Origin of the sequence: Streptococcus sp. FSL K6-1323, from assembly GCF_038630745.1 — a bacterium.
GTDB lineage: Bacteria > Bacillota > Bacilli > Lactobacillales > Streptococcaceae > Streptococcus > Streptococcus salivarius_D.
On sequence record NZ_CP152039.1, the window covers coordinates 446,159 to 460,530 of the forward strand.

Annotated in this window: 12 protein-coding genes and 1 pseudogene; 11 read left to right on the forward strand and 2 right to left on the reverse strand. The window is 36.1% G+C overall.

Annotated elements, in window-relative coordinates; genetic code table 11:
* Window positions 1-3: 3 nt before the first annotated feature.
* From NST80_RS02340 to NST80_RS02380, 9 genes and pseudogenes are all read left to right on the forward strand, one after another.
* Window positions 4-711 carry an O-methyltransferase gene (locus NST80_RS02340; RefSeq protein WP_002886734.1) on the forward strand — a complete coding sequence of 236 codons (708 nt, stop codon included), beginning with the start codon at window positions 4-6 and terminating at the stop codon, window positions 709-711.
* Window positions 712-772: 61 nt separating this feature from the next.
* On the forward strand, window positions 773-1,915 hold the full coding sequence (locus tag NST80_RS02345) for a peptidyl-prolyl cis-trans isomerase (RefSeq protein WP_002886735.1): 1,143 nt from the start codon (window positions 773-775) through the stop codon (window positions 1,913-1,915).
* A gap of 338 nt (window positions 1,916-2,253) precedes the next feature.
* Entirely contained in the window at window positions 2,254-2,739 is a 486-nt protein-coding gene (locus NST80_RS02350; RefSeq protein ID WP_045772177.1) for an LURP-one-related family protein, read from the forward strand.
* A gap of 24 nt (window positions 2,740-2,763) precedes the next feature.
* Window positions 2,764-5,382, forward strand: a complete 2,619-nt coding sequence (gene alaS / locus NST80_RS02355; RefSeq protein ID WP_118172242.1) for an alanine--tRNA ligase — start codon at window positions 2,764-2,766, stop codon at window positions 5,380-5,382.
* A 191-nt stretch (window positions 5,383-5,573) separates the two neighbouring features.
* A pseudogene (tnpA, locus tag NST80_RS02360) lies at window positions 5,574-5,822 on the forward strand (IS200/IS605 family transposase); the annotation flags it as partial.
* 90 nt (window positions 5,823-5,912) lie between these two features.
* Window positions 5,913-6,899, forward strand: coding sequence for an IS30 family transposase (locus NST80_RS02365; RefSeq protein WP_013990693.1), 987 nt, complete (start codon window positions 5,913-5,915; stop codon window positions 6,897-6,899).
* A 227-nt stretch (window positions 6,900-7,126) separates the two neighbouring features.
* A complete protein-coding gene (locus NST80_RS02370) occupies window positions 7,127-7,819 on the forward strand; it encodes a hypothetical protein (RefSeq protein ID WP_002886745.1) in 693 nt (230 codons plus the stop codon).
* Between the two features lie 318 nt (window positions 7,820-8,137).
* The gene (locus tag NST80_RS02375) at window positions 8,138-8,797 is read left to right on the forward strand and encodes an ABC transporter ATP-binding protein (protein ID WP_118172469.1); all 660 of its coding nucleotides are present in this window, start codon (window positions 8,138-8,140) and stop codon (window positions 8,795-8,797) included.
* Between the two features lie 14 nt (window positions 8,798-8,811).
* Window positions 8,812-9,528, forward strand: a complete 717-nt coding sequence (locus NST80_RS02380) for a hypothetical protein (RefSeq protein ID WP_049529172.1) — start codon at window positions 8,812-8,814, stop codon at window positions 9,526-9,528.
* Between the two features lie 651 nt (window positions 9,529-10,179).
* On the opposite strand, the gene NST80_RS02385 is transcribed toward NST80_RS02380, so the two are convergent.
* A complete protein-coding gene (locus tag NST80_RS02385) occupies window positions 10,180-11,487 on the reverse strand; it encodes a GHKL domain-containing protein (RefSeq protein WP_342504625.1) in 1,308 nt (435 codons plus the stop codon).
* 9 nt (window positions 11,488-11,496) lie between these two features.
* Window positions 11,497-12,240 carry a response regulator transcription factor gene (locus NST80_RS02390; RefSeq protein WP_014634051.1) on the reverse strand — a complete coding sequence of 248 codons (744 nt, stop codon included), beginning with the start codon at window positions 12,238-12,240 and terminating at the stop codon, window positions 11,497-11,499.
* Window positions 12,241-12,739: 499 nt separating this feature from the next.
* Here NST80_RS02390 and NST80_RS02395 point away from each other — a divergent pair, with 499 nt between their 5' ends.
* Together NST80_RS02395 and tnpA (NST80_RS02400) are read left to right on the forward strand one after the other, a co-directional pair.
* The gene (locus NST80_RS02395) at window positions 12,740-13,093 is read left to right on the forward strand and encodes a hypothetical protein (protein ID WP_013990160.1); all 354 of its coding nucleotides are present in this window, start codon (window positions 12,740-12,742) and stop codon (window positions 13,091-13,093) included.
* A 576-nt stretch (window positions 13,094-13,669) separates the two neighbouring features.
* Window positions 13,670-14,086, forward strand: coding sequence for an IS200/IS605 family transposase (gene tnpA, locus NST80_RS02400; RefSeq protein ID WP_002886752.1), 417 nt, complete (start codon window positions 13,670-13,672; stop codon window positions 14,084-14,086).
* Window positions 14,087-14,372 lie beyond the last annotated feature (286 nt).

The following is a 14,372-nucleotide window of genomic DNA, read 5'->3' on the forward strand; positions in this document are numbered from 1 at the left end:
CACATGGTTAAATCATATAGTAAAAATGCAAATCACAACATGCGACGTCCTGTAGTCAACAAGGATATCGTGGACTACATGCGAACGCATCTTCAGGAAAATAAAGGGCATTTGGCTGAACTGGAGGCCTTTGCTCGTAAGGAAAATATTCCAATTATCCAGCACGAAGTAGTTGCTTATTTCCGATTTTTGTTGCAGACCTTGCAGCCTAAGAAAATCCTTGAGGTAGGAACAGCTATTGGTTTTTCAGCCCTTCTTATGGCTGAGTATGCACCTGATGCTCAGATTACGACGGTTGATCGTAATGAAGAAATGATTAGCTTTGCCAAGGAAAATCTAGCCAAGTATGACAGTCGCAAACAAATTACCTTGGTCGAAGGAGATGCAGCAGAAGTTTTGCAAGATTTGGACACTGACTATGATTTTGTCTTTATGGACTCAGCCAAGTCTAAATATATCGTCTTTCTGCCTGAAATCCTAAAACGTCTCAAGGTAGGTGGTGTCATCGTCTTTGATGATATCTTCCAAGGGGGCGATATTGCCAAAGACATCATGGAGGTTCGTCGTGGTCAGCGTACGATTTATCGTGGCTTGCATCGTCTTTTTGATGCGACCTTAGATAACCCTGGATTGACTGCTAGTTTGGTCCCTATGAGTGACGGACTTCTTATGCTTCGGAAAAATTCTGAAAATATTATCTTACCAGATTAAGCATTATTTAAGTAAGTGTGGTATAATAACAGGGATATTGACAATTTAAGGAGTAGATAGAATGGCTAAAGAAAATGAAAACCTTGAGTCAACAGAAGAAACTGTTGAAGAGGTTGTAGCAGACAAAGACGCAGAACAAGAGCATCTTGATCGCCAAAAAGAAGAAGAGGAAAGCATCGCCCTCGCCAGTGAAAAAGCGAAAGAAAAAGCAAAACGTGCTAAAACTAAAAAGACACGTGATGCTGGTAAACCAAGCTCAGGTGGTCGCTTCCTTGGAGGTCTTGCCCTTGTAGCTGTTTCAGCTCTCGTTGGTGCAGGTGCTATGTATGTTTCTCTAGGTAACAAAACAACTGAAGAAACAACTTTGGTATCTATGAAAGGTGATACTGTTACTGTCGGTGATGTTTTTGATTCACTTAAAGGTAGCAGCCAAACACAACAAAGTGTTTTGAGTGCAACTTTGCAAAAGGCTCTTGAAAAAGAATATGGTAGCAAGGTCAGCAAAGAAGACGTTGACAAAGCTTATAAGCAAGCTTCAGAACAATACGGAGATCAATTCTCACAAGTACTTGCAGCCTATGGTCAAACAGAAGAGTCATACCGTACTCAAATCCGTACACAAAAATTGGTTGAGTACGCTGTTAACCAAGCCGCACAGAAAGATTTGACGGAAGCAAATTACAAGGCTGCCTATGATAACTACACACCGAATACAGAGGTGCAAGTGGTTTCAACTACTGATAAAGCAGTGGCAGATAAAGTAGACTCTGAAGCTAAGGCAGAAGGAGCAGATTTCTCACAAGTAGCTAAAGATAACAGCTTGGAAGTGACTTCTAAGACAGTTAACTCAGCTTCTCAAGACTTTCCAGCAGATGTTTTGACAGCAGCCTTTAAACAAGATGCTAATGCCGTTTCTGACGTAGTGACTGTTTCAAACAGCTCAACTGGTGCTGCAACTTACTACATCGTCAAAACTGTTTCAAAATCTGAGAAAAATGCAGATTGGAAAAACTATAAGGATGATTTGACTAAGGTTATCATCAATGGTAAGAAATCTGATACTAACTTCACTAACTCAGTGATTGCTAAGGTCCTTAAGAAATATAATGTTAAAGTTGTAGACAAGGCCTTTAGCGCAATTCTTGACCAGTATGTGACTGGTTCTGGAGCTTCATCAAGTTCATCATCAAGCTCTAGCAAATAAATCACATGATAGAGTTGATAATGCTATTATCAGCTTGACCTAAGACCTAAAACACGTTAAAATGGAGAGTGGCTGAAAGTTCTAATATCATGACATTTTTAGCCTTCCCTTTGAGATTGGTAATCATCGCTTCTGATACAGAAAAATGGCGGTCGCTGCGAGCCATGGACGAATCTGGTTACTTGCTACTCAAAGTTCACAATTAAAGACAAATAAGAATGACAAGTTCATTGAATGAAGGTGGTACCGCGGTTCACGTCGCCCTTCGTTTAGTGGACTTGTCTTTTATTCTTTGGGTATTTTCTGAATGCAATGTGTGGCAATGTTGGAGGTGGCGTATGAAAACCTATTTTGTCAAACAGAAGTTTCGATTGGGTGGCGAACGCTTTGATATCAAGGATGATCAAGGTAGAGTTGCCTATCAGGTTGAAGGGTCCTTTTTTAAGATTCCAAAGACCTTTACGATTTTTGGTGTGGATGGTCGTGAGATTAGTCATATCACCAAGGAGCCGCTTAGTCTCTTGCCTAAGTTTACAGTAGACTTGCGGGATGGTTCGAGTTTTTACATTCGAAAAAAATTAAGTTTTCTTCGTGATAAGTATGATGTCGATAATCTTGGCTTGCGAATAGAAGGTAATATTTGGGACTTGGATTTTCAACTGCTTAATAGTCAAAATCAGGTAGTTGCTAGGATTCAAAAGGAGCTCTTCCATCTGACATCGACCTATACTGTTACTGTTTATGAAAATACTTACGCCGATTTGGCCATTTCCCTGTGTGTTGCTATTGACTATGTGGAAATGCTCGAGAATAGCTCAAAATAAAAAACAATTAATTAAGGAGAAACAATGAAACAACTTACTTCAGCACAAATTCGTCAAATGTGGCTTGATTTTTGGAAATCAAAAGGTCACGCTGTTGAACCATCAGCTAACTTGGTTCCAGTTAACGATCCAACCCTTCTTTGGATTAACTCAGGGGTTGCCACTTTGAAGAAATACTTTGATGGCTCTGTGATTCCTGAAAATCCACGTATCACCAACTCACAAAAGGCTATCCGTACCAACGATATCGAAAACGTTGGTAAGACAGCTCGTCACCACACAATGTTTGAAATGCTTGGTAACTTCTCAGTTGGTGACTACTTCCGTGATGAAGCTATCGAATGGGGTTATGAGCTTTTGACAAGCCCAGAGTGGTTTGATTTTCCAAAAGACAAACTTTACATGACTTACTATCCAGATGATAAAGATTCATACAACCGCTGGATTGCTTGCGGTGTTAAACCAAGTCATTTGATTCCAATTGAAGATAACTTCTGGGAAATCGGTGCTGGACCTTCAGGACCAGATACTGAAATCTTCTTTGACCGTGGCGAAGACTTTGACCCTGACAATATTGGTATTCGATTGCTTGAAGAAGATATTGAAAACGACCGTTACATTGAAATTTGGAACATCGTTTTGTCACAGTTCAATGCTGATCCAGCTGTTCCACGTTCAGAATACAAGGAACTTCCTAATAAAAACATTGATACGGGCGCAGGTCTTGAACGTCTTGTAGCCGTAATGCAAGGGGCTAAAACAAACTTTGAAACAGACCTCTTCATGCCTATCATTCGTGAAATCGAAAAAATGTCTGGTAAAACTTACGATCCAGATGGTGACACAATGAGCTTCAAGGTCATCGCTGACCACATCCGTTCATTGGCATTTGCCATTGGTGATGGTGCCCTTCCAGGTAATGAAGGTCGTGGTTACGTCCTTCGTCGTCTTCTCCGTCGTGCCGTAATGCACGGCCGTCGTCTCGGCATTTCTGATGCTTTCTTGTACAAACTTGTTCCAACTGTTGGTCAAATTATGGAAAGTTATTATCCAGAAGTTCTTGAGAAGAAAGACTTTATCGAGAAGATTGTTAAACGTGAAGAAGAAACCTTTGCACGTACTATCGATGCAGGTTCAAGCATGCTTGACGAACTTCTTGCTAACCTTAAGAAATCTGGTAAAGATACGCTTGAAGGTAAAGACATCTTCAAACTTTATGATACTTACGGATTCCCAGTGGAATTGACAGAAGAGTTGGCTGAAGATGAAGGCTTCAAGATTGACCATGAAGGTTTTAAAGCAGCCATGAAAGAACAACAAGAACGTGCGCGTGCTAGCGTAGTTAAAGGTGGTTCTATGGGTATGCAAAATGAAACCCTCGCCAACATCACTGAACCATCTGAGTTCTTGTATGAAGCAGAGACTGCAGAAAGCCGTTTGAGCGTAATCGTTGCTGACGATGCTCGTCATGATAGTGTAAATTCTGGTAAAGCACTCCTTGTCTTTGAACAAACACCATTCTACGCTGAAATGGGTGGACAAGTAGCAGACCACGGTACAATCTCAGATGCAACTGGTACAGTCGTTGCGCGTGTTGTTGACGTTCAACGTGCACCAAATGGACAAGCGCTTCACACTGTTGAGGTTGAAGGTGAACTTGTTGTAGGTGCTAACTACAAACTTGAAATTGACCACACACGTCGTCACCGTGTTATGAAAAACCACACAGCGACTCACCTCTTGCATGCTGCCCTTCATAATATTGTTGGTGATCATGCTGTCCAAGCGGGTTCTCTTAATGAACAAGAATTCTTGCGTTTCGACTTCACTCACTTTGAGGCTGTAACTCCAGAAGAATTGCGTGCTATTGAAGAACAAGTCAACGAAGAAATCTGGAAAGCCACTCCAGTAACAACTATTGAAACAGACATTGACACTGCTAAATCAATGGGAGCTATGGCCCTCTTTGGTGAAAAATATGGTAAGAATGTTCGTGTCGTTTCAATCGGTGATTACTCTGTTGAGCTTTGTGGTGGTACACACGTTGCCAACACTGCTGAAATCGGTATGTTCAAGATTGTCAAAGAAGAAGGTATCGGTTCAGGAACACGTCGTATCTTGGCAGTGACATCACGTGAAGCTTACCTTGCTTACCGTGAAGAAGAAGATGCCCTCAAAGCAATCGCAGCAACACTTAAGGCACCACAATTGAAAGAAGTACCTAACAAGGTTGCTAGCCTTCAAGAGCAGTTGCATGCCCTTCAAAAAGAAAATGCTGCTCTTAAAGAAAAAGCAGCAGCAGCAGCAGCTGGTGATGTCTTCAAAGACGTTAAAGAAGCTAATGGTGTTCGTTACATCGCTAGCCAAGTGGAAGTATCTGACGCAGGTGCCCTTCGTACATTTGCTGACCAATGGAAACAAGCAGACTACTCTGACGTCCTTGTCCTTGCAGCTCACATTGGCGAAAAAGTTAATGTCCTTGTAGCAAGCAAGTCTAAGGATGTTCACGCAGGTAATGTCATCAAGGTTCTTGCACCAATCGTATCAGGTCGTGGTGGTGGTAAACCAGATATGGCCATGGCCGGTGGTAGCGATGCCAATGGTATCCAAGATCTTCTTTCAGCAGTAGCAGAACAGCTTTAAGATGTGATACAATAAAAGAAACTTGAAAAGGTAGGATGAAAATCCTATCTTTTTTTCTTGTCTCACGAAAACCACTAGCTGTGCTAGTGGTTCCGAAAAGCTTTTAGCGATGTATCAAAAAAGTCCCCCTAAAGTGTTATATTAGATAAGGTTTCCCGACCACTAACTAATATACAAAAGGAGGCCCCCTGATGAGACAGGATAATAATAGTTTAGCACATACTACATGGAATTGTAAGTATCATATTGTTTTCGCCCCAAAATATAGACGTCAGATAATCTATGGGAAATACAAAGCAAGTATTGGTCAAATCTTACGGTTATTATGTGAAAGAAAAGGCGTTGAAATTCATGAAGCAGAAGCTTGCCCAGATCATATTCACATGTTAGTGAGTGAACCACCGAAACTAAGTATTTCTTCATTTATGGGATATTTAAAGGCTTGAATATACAATATAAGTGCACAATAAAAACTCATAAGATTTTCTAGTAAAATAGAATTGAACGAACTAGTTACGAAAGGAAATCTTATGAGCTACCATCATTTTACCATAGACGAGCGTGAAAGTATTCTCATTTACCGTACGCAAGGCCTAAATTTTTCTCAAATTGCTAAGTTACTTCATCGTCATCCATCTAGTATTAGTCGTGAGTGGAAGCGCCATACAAAATCAGGAGCTTATTCTCCAAATCATGCACAGGAATCGTACCATAATGCCAAATCACACTGTGGGCGGAAACGGATGCTTGAAATAGATCACAATTTAAGCAATACCATCAAACATCTATTTCTCGATTACCAATGGTCTCCTGAAGAAATAGAAGGTCGGTTGCGCTTAGAGTATGGGAAAACTGTTGTTAGTTATCAAACAATCTATAGAGCCATTTATCGAGGACATTTTGAGGATAACTCATTATCTCATGGTGCTCGTGGTGTCATTCGTAAACTTCGTCATCGTGGGAAAACACGTCATACTAAAGGTCATGTTGAAAATAGAGGGAAAATATCCATTTCTCATACAATTCACGAAAGACCAGAAGAGGCTAATAATCGAACTAGAATAGGAGATTGGGAAGCCGATACTGTTGCAGGTAAAACTGGAAAAGCTTGTTTAGTTACTCTAACAGACCGTTATTCTCGTTTTCTAAAAATCAAAAAGGTAGCTGTTAAGAAAAGCAAGTTGGTAATAGAAGCTATGGTAAAACTGTTAGAACCCTTGACGAAGTATACAGTAACTCCTGATAGAGGGAAAGAATTCACGTATCATCAGAAATTGAGTGATCAATTGAACATTGAAGTCTATTTTCCTGACCCTCATGCTCCATGGCAACGAGGAACCAATGAGAACACGAATGGATTACTTAGAGAATATTTTCCAAAGGGTAGTGATCTAACATTGGTTGATGATCAGACTATTCAGCTATGGGAGAACAAACTTAATAATAGGCCACGAAAATGTCTTAACTGGAAAACACCTTATGAAGTATTCTATGGGGAAAGTATGCACTTAATTTGACAATTCAAGGATCTAAATGAACTACGTTCCTCTAGTAACACAGAAGACTTAGAAGATAGTGCTTTATTGGACAGACGGAAACTCTCAGAGAAGAAACGTTGTCTAAAGACTCTGGACCGTATGCTTACCAATTAAAGTCAAGATAATACCTTGGGTGCTTTTAAGTTAATCTCTATTTTGGGAGAAGTAGCTTCTCAATTTACTGATGCTGAAAATGAGGTAAGTGAATGTTAGGCTATGTCATTATGTTTGTAGTTATGTTTGCCATCAAGTGTGTAACTCTTACTTTTGTGAAGAATAAAGAGTCTACAGTAGTCAGTACTTTTCTGAGTGGCACGAATCAGATTTTTCTTAATACGATTGTCTGGTTTCTACGACTAACAGCCATGTTCCAGTTTTATCTTTTGGTGGTGGACAATAATCTAACTGTTATCCCTATAATTGTTGGTTTTATTCTACCTAATGTCTTGTTGTGGTTTAAGGGAATCAAAGCTTCTTTATCGAATTTGCTAGTCCATTGGTTAAAATCAGTTATTGGTCATAAGTATAGAACATGCCCATTTTGTCATGAATCACATTTATTCTTTCGATACACAGAAGACCGCACAGCTACATATTACTATCTCTTGACTGAAGATGATAGTCTTGTGGCCATTGGAGATTTTGATAATAGTGACCATCCTGCACGTTTCTTTTTAAGTAACGACGAATCACATTTTGATGAGCTGGTTGATGCCATGCTACCTTATATGTTGCTTGGAATGGAAGAGGTGGTCTATGTAGGTGGGCGACAACAGCGATTGGCTAGAGAATTGTATTGTGTCGATTGTCAGGAACGAGTCAGTGAAGATAGTGGAGTACAATTTGGTGAAGTACTTTTAAGTGAGCATAGGCATGAAGATCATAAAGCTCTTGTTTAGTTTTCGGTATTGAAGTTATTCTTGGATGTAGGAAAAGCAAACGCACTATTTTTAATTGGTGCTTTTTTGTTGGTAATAAACTTTTAAAAGAAATAATTGGAATAATATAAATATAGTGATACTTAATATATCCATAAAGATATGTCATAATTCATTTTTTTCAAATTAATTTAGTAGCCCTTAGATCGGAATTTTTTGAAGTAGAGTCAGAAAATACTGTTAATGATAAATTAAGTACCGTTTCTGACAAGAACTCCTATTGTGTAGCAGTCTGACATATAATGAGTTCGTAAACAAAATTAATAAATGGAGGCCCATATGTTTAAAGTAGAAGAGGTTAAGAAGTCCTTTAAAAATAAAGAAGTTTTAAAAGGTGTTTCTTTTTCTATCGGTGAGGGTGATAAAGTCGCCTTACTTGGAAATAATGGTGCAGGAAAGAGCACATTATTGAAAATTATTGCAGGACAGTTGGCTGCGAACTCAGGTAAAATCAGTACTTCTCTAAATTACCAAACGGAAATCGGTATGATGCCGCAAGGTGATATCTTAATAGATGATTTGACGGTTTCTGATTTAGTTTATCTAAAAAGTAAGATGAACCAAATTGATAGTATTAATGTTGATGAATTCTTGGATATGGTGGAATTACGAGATTTTAAAAACCATTATGTTTCAGGACTATCAGGTGGTCAAAAGAGACGACTTTCGTTATTGCTAACTATCTTAAGTTCTCCTAAGCTTATTTTTTTAGATGAACCGACAACGGGAATGGACTTAGAATCTGTTGATAATTTTTGGAAACTTTTGGAGAAACAAAATTTTACTTCAGTTGTTGTAACACATGATTTTAATCAGATTGACCACTTTTTTACAAAAGTGTTGATTTTGAAAAATGGTCGTATTGCTGCTCATGAATCAGTTGAAGAAATTCATAAAGCTGGTAAGACAATCGAACAGTTTTATCGCGAGAAAGTATAAATGGAGAAATAATGATGATTAATATGATTCAACTTAAACAAGTATTGAGAAATAAACGATTCTTGTTATTTACGATTTTTATCCCTGTAACATGGTACATTTTCTTATACAACATTCAACAGGGAATTGTTCCTAATATTATGCTCGGCATCGCAGTATTTATCGGTATTATTGGTAATAGTCTAGCAACGTTTAGTAAACGAATTTCCTCAAATATTGGTTTTTACTCTTTTGAATCAAAGTTCACAAAATATAGTGTAAAAAAGTACCTCTTAGATCAGACATTTGTTCAAATCATTCTTAATAGTCTTATTTTTATAGTTGTGCTTGGTATAGCAGTAGCATTTTTTAAATTTCCTATCACCGGAAATCTAGCTATTCAGTTTTTGTTGCTAACTATGATGGGAATTTATTTTAGTATCATTGGCTTTGTCTTAGGTGTAAGATTAGATTCACAAATCCTTGATACTGTGAGCTTTCCGATTATTATTTTAGCATCAATGACAATTATTCCTTTTGCTACCCTAGGAGCAAAAGAAGGATTTATGGGACTTGTAAGTAAACTACAAATGATTTTTCCGGGATATTATTATACAAATATTATCAATTCAATTTCATCAGGAAAGGAAATCAATCTAACAGATTTTATTTTATTTGTAACAGTATTTATTTTGAATATTCTTCCATTATATTTCTTAGTTCCAAAGGTAAAATTTGTAAAAGCAAAATAATTATTGATGAACTAATATAAGATTATTCTCAGGCTTAAGATAAAGTCCCTTGAAGTACAACTTCAAGGGACTTTTCCTGTTAAAAGACATATCAATGGGTTTATCCACTGTGGATGTGGGAGAGCAGTACTTTTCTCTTCTATAGCTTGATTAATAGTTAACATTCACATTGTGGATTTAAAACTCATTACAACCATAAGAAGCCTTAAGAAGTTCTTCGTGAACGTTCAAAGTTCTTGCATAAGAGAATTAACCAATATTTAGAAGAGATTTCAGGCAACACCATATTTTTAAGAAAAGACATTGCTACAAGCTATATACCAAAAAAGTATAATTTAAATACAGACATGAAGGCATAAGGTTATTACCATATGGAGTTATAAGCAGTAACGACTAAATTCGTAGTTAATTGAAGAAAATTTTAACTTTAATAAATCCAAAATATGTAAACAAAAAAGCCTCTATAATCTCTCCAGTGGTTTTACCGCTACAGTTGACAAAGAAACTACAAAAGGAGGAATCCATCTCATATAAGGGTAGATTCCTCCTCTTTTATGTTATTTAAACTATAGAGATTACTTTCTCATTGTGACCTTAACCGGTCCTCACTTAATACCTATTAAGATAGTTTTCAAAATCTACAGTCGTTAATTATTTACAAAATCTGATAGTTTGAGAAAAGAGGTGATTTGCACTACGAGTGGTAATCGTAGATTTAGGGTATTTTTCCAATATACTATTTACATTATATAAGCCAATACCTCTACCCTCCCCTTTACTAGAGTGACCTCTAACAAAAATGCGACTAACCTCGACCTTTTCTGATTTTATACTATTTTCGACGATAAGCACCAACGAATCATCATTATTTATGAAAACGACAGTCATTTTCGGACTAATAGTTTCAATGGCGGCTTCGATAGCATTGTCACAAAGGACAGATAGAACAGTGATAAAATCTAGTAATTCTATCCTAAAATTGCTAATAGGTTCTTCAACCTCGACAGAAATTGAAATACCTCTATTTTGTGCCTCAAGTAATTTAGCGGAAAGAATACTTTTGATAGCATCATTCTTAATATTACTAAGTTTAGCAATATCAAACTTACTATCATAGAATTGGTTTCCACTATCTCTTAGGACACCACTGTATACAGTTTTAATAGCTTCGATATCTTGATTATCAATTCCTAATTTTAGACTGGTCAAAATATTAATGTAGTCATGACGGAAACTTCTAATTTCCTCATAAAGTGATTCAACATGATGGCTGTAAATAGATAGTTCATTTAATTGAGTATCTTTTTGATCAATTATTTCCTTTTCTAGTTTTTCTTTTGAAATTGCATTGAGATAGAGTAGCATTACAAAAAACAGAACAATATAAAAGTTATTAATATGTCCTCTCCAGTTATCTGCATCAGCTAATTTGTCTCTATAAATAACAAGTATAGAAACTAAGAGCATATATACAAACATAGAGATGTTGATCAGTAATAAGAAAAACCTGAAATAGTGACGCTTGAAACCTTCTTTTATTTCGTTAAAATCTAACCTAAGAGATTTTACTATGAGTAAATGAAGAGGGAAAACCAGTAATTCAATTAAGATATCAAACCAACTTATTTTGACTTCATTGAAAACGTAGACTCCTAGTAAAGGGAAAACGTAGAATCCTAACATTCTACCTAGTAAGCTATCGACAATAATGGGGTACAAGCCATAAAAAATATCAAGTGTTTTACTACCATACTTATTCTGATATATGTTATAAGCGATAAAGATAAAAAAGAAAGCAAAGTACCCAACAGGAGGACATATGATGAGGAGTAGAACATACAAAAATGGACCAATAATACACCACAAAGGTTTAATTGGTTGGTTACTAACCTGTTGAAACAGTAAAAATACTGCTAATGTCTTAGAATATAACAGCAATAAATTTATAACTATATCCATAGAAACACCTTAGCTTTTCAAAGATTTAACTTTTTCTAGGAGGGCCTTATATTTCGTACGCGAAATGGGACATTCATTATTATTTTCAAACATGACCATTTTATCTTCTTTATTGATCCTAACGATATTTTCAGGATTAACGATAAATGAACGATGGCATCGAAATAGGCGGTCATCAGCTCGTTCAACTTCTGAAATACTGGCGTAGAACTCCATGCGTTCTTCTTTAGTATGCAAAATAACTTTATGTATTGTTGGAGACGTTTCAAAAAATAAGATATTGTTAAAAGGAACTTGAACTTGAGCCGTAGCTGTTTCAAAAGTAAATGAATCTTGAGCGATAGTAGCACCCATTTTATTCATGGTATATTCAATTGCTAAATGAACACGTTCATAAAAATCTTCATCATCCAAAGCTTTATCAATAAAATCTAGTGCAGCAACTCTATATTTAAAAGTGACTGGCATAAATTCTGAATGTGTTGTTACAAAAACAATTGTTGCATTAGGGTCTTTTTTTCGGATTTCTTTCGCAATGTCTAGCCCCTTTTTTTCTTCTCCTTTAATTTCAATATCTAAAAAGAAAAGTTGATGAGAACCTCTTTCGGTAATCGCATCAAGTAGCTGGCTAGGTTTTCCAAAAATCTCAGGTCCTTTACATTTTAGAGATTTTTTTGCAATAACATCCTTAATAACGGTCTCTATTCGTGTTTGTTGTAAAAATTCGTCTTCTAAAATAAAAATATTTAACAATTAGTGTACTCTCCATTCGATAAAATATTTAGTAACTGTGTTTCCTTTTTCCTAGAGCAAAAGCATTGAAGTATTTTTCAGTATTAAAAATTATATGATTTGTTGTTTTAGATAAGAATGATACTCTTTTTAAGGTTAATTAATTCATTTCTATGACGTCTAAACAAAAATCCATATTTCTCTGCAAATACAGATAATTTTCCCTAACATGCAATACACAAATAAGTATGGAAACTTTTAAGTAAAGATTTTTTTCTTATCTATAACTATGCAATATAGGTCGTCATAATTTGATTCCATAACTGAATCTTTTGTATTAAAACATACACTCACAATAGGTGACTCCAATCCAAGATAATATTTGTATATCGTAACAAGTCTAGAAACTATTACATCGGTATATTTCTTCAGTAGATGACAATAAATGAACCGTTTATGATATATGACTAATCAAACGGTATAACCAAGCTATAATAAAAATAGGAATTGGAGGTGAAGTATGTTCAATATTGTGAAGCACTTTTGGCTTTTGATAACTATTAAAAAGTATATAAAAAAATACAAGTTAAAAGTTAAAGTTAGAAATTATTTCAATTCTATAAGAATTACTACAAACACTAACAGTCTAAATTTTATCACACTTACAGAGAAAAGTAACTATGAAAAAAAAGTTAAAGAGATTAGGAGGAGTAACGTAAATGCACAAATTATTTTATTGATACCAAATGTTGATTATAGAAAAATATTCAATGAGCATCTCGAACTATTAGGAGTCATTGATGTCAAAAATTCATTAGCGAATATTGCTAGTGAAATTAGTGATTATCTAGATTATTTTTTTAATATCGAATAGACGTACTAATATCCCTATACATGTAATCCGTACCGAAGGTTATTATTTTGTTTTTCGAAAACTAGTAGCAGTGTTAGTGGTTCCGAAAGGATTTTAGTGATGTATAAAAGCTATATAATCACTACAGTGGTTTTACTCTTAACAGGAATTATAGAGCTTTTTGAATGTACACAAAAAGTACAAAAGTATCAATGGGAATAACCTATGAGTCTTATAAAGAATATCACAGAATTAACCGGAATTAAAATAACAAATATCATTATTTCACTCATTGTTGAAAGTATGTTTGTCAACTGTGGAGGGTGAAGAAATGTTAACCAGAAAAAAGACAAAAAAACTAGGGCAATGGCCCTAGTTGTAAAGAAGGTTTGTTCACATCTGGATTTATAGCAGTTTAAGGGGAAGGACACAATAGACTTAGGGGGTGTCACACTCCCTATTATTGTCTCACGAAAACCACTAGCTGTGCTAGTGGTTCCGAAAAGCTTTTAGCGATGTATCAAAAAAGTCCCCCTAAAGTGTTATATTAGATAAGGTTTCCCGACCACTAACTAATATACAAAAGGAGGCCCCCTGATGAGACAGGATAATAATAGTTTAGCACATACTACATGGAATTGTAAGTATCATATTGTTTTCGCCCCAAAATATAGACGTCAGATAATCTATGGGAAATACAAAGCAAGTATTGGTCAAATCTTACGGTTATTATGTGAAAGAAAAGGCGTTGAAATTCATGAAGCAGAAGCTTGCCCAGATCATATTCACATGTTAGTGAGTATACCACCGAAACTAAGTATTTCTTCATTTATGGGATATTTAAAGGGTAAAAGTAGCTTAATGATATTCGACCGACACGCAAATTTAAAGTATAAATATGGGAATCGCAAATTTTGGTGTCGAGGGTTTTATGTTGATACGGTTGGGCGAAATCAGAAGCGAATTGAAGAATATATTCGTAATCAATTACAAGAAGACGTGATAGCAGATTAGCTCAGTCTTTTTGAGGAGTATGATCCGTTTACAGGTGAGAATAATAAAAGAAAGTAATCTTAAAGAGACCCGCTAGACGGGTCAGCTAGCAAAGGTGGTGCTGAAGGGAAACCATTCGGTAGGCCTTTAGTCCTCGTCCGGTAGCAGAGGCTTTCAGCCGAAGAGCAAGCCACCTGTTCTCACGGGTGGTTTTGACTTGTAAGTGGTATTGAAAGTAATAATTATTTTTCATTTCACAATTGAAATAGTGAATATTGGGTGGTATACTATTACAAATCATAAAAAT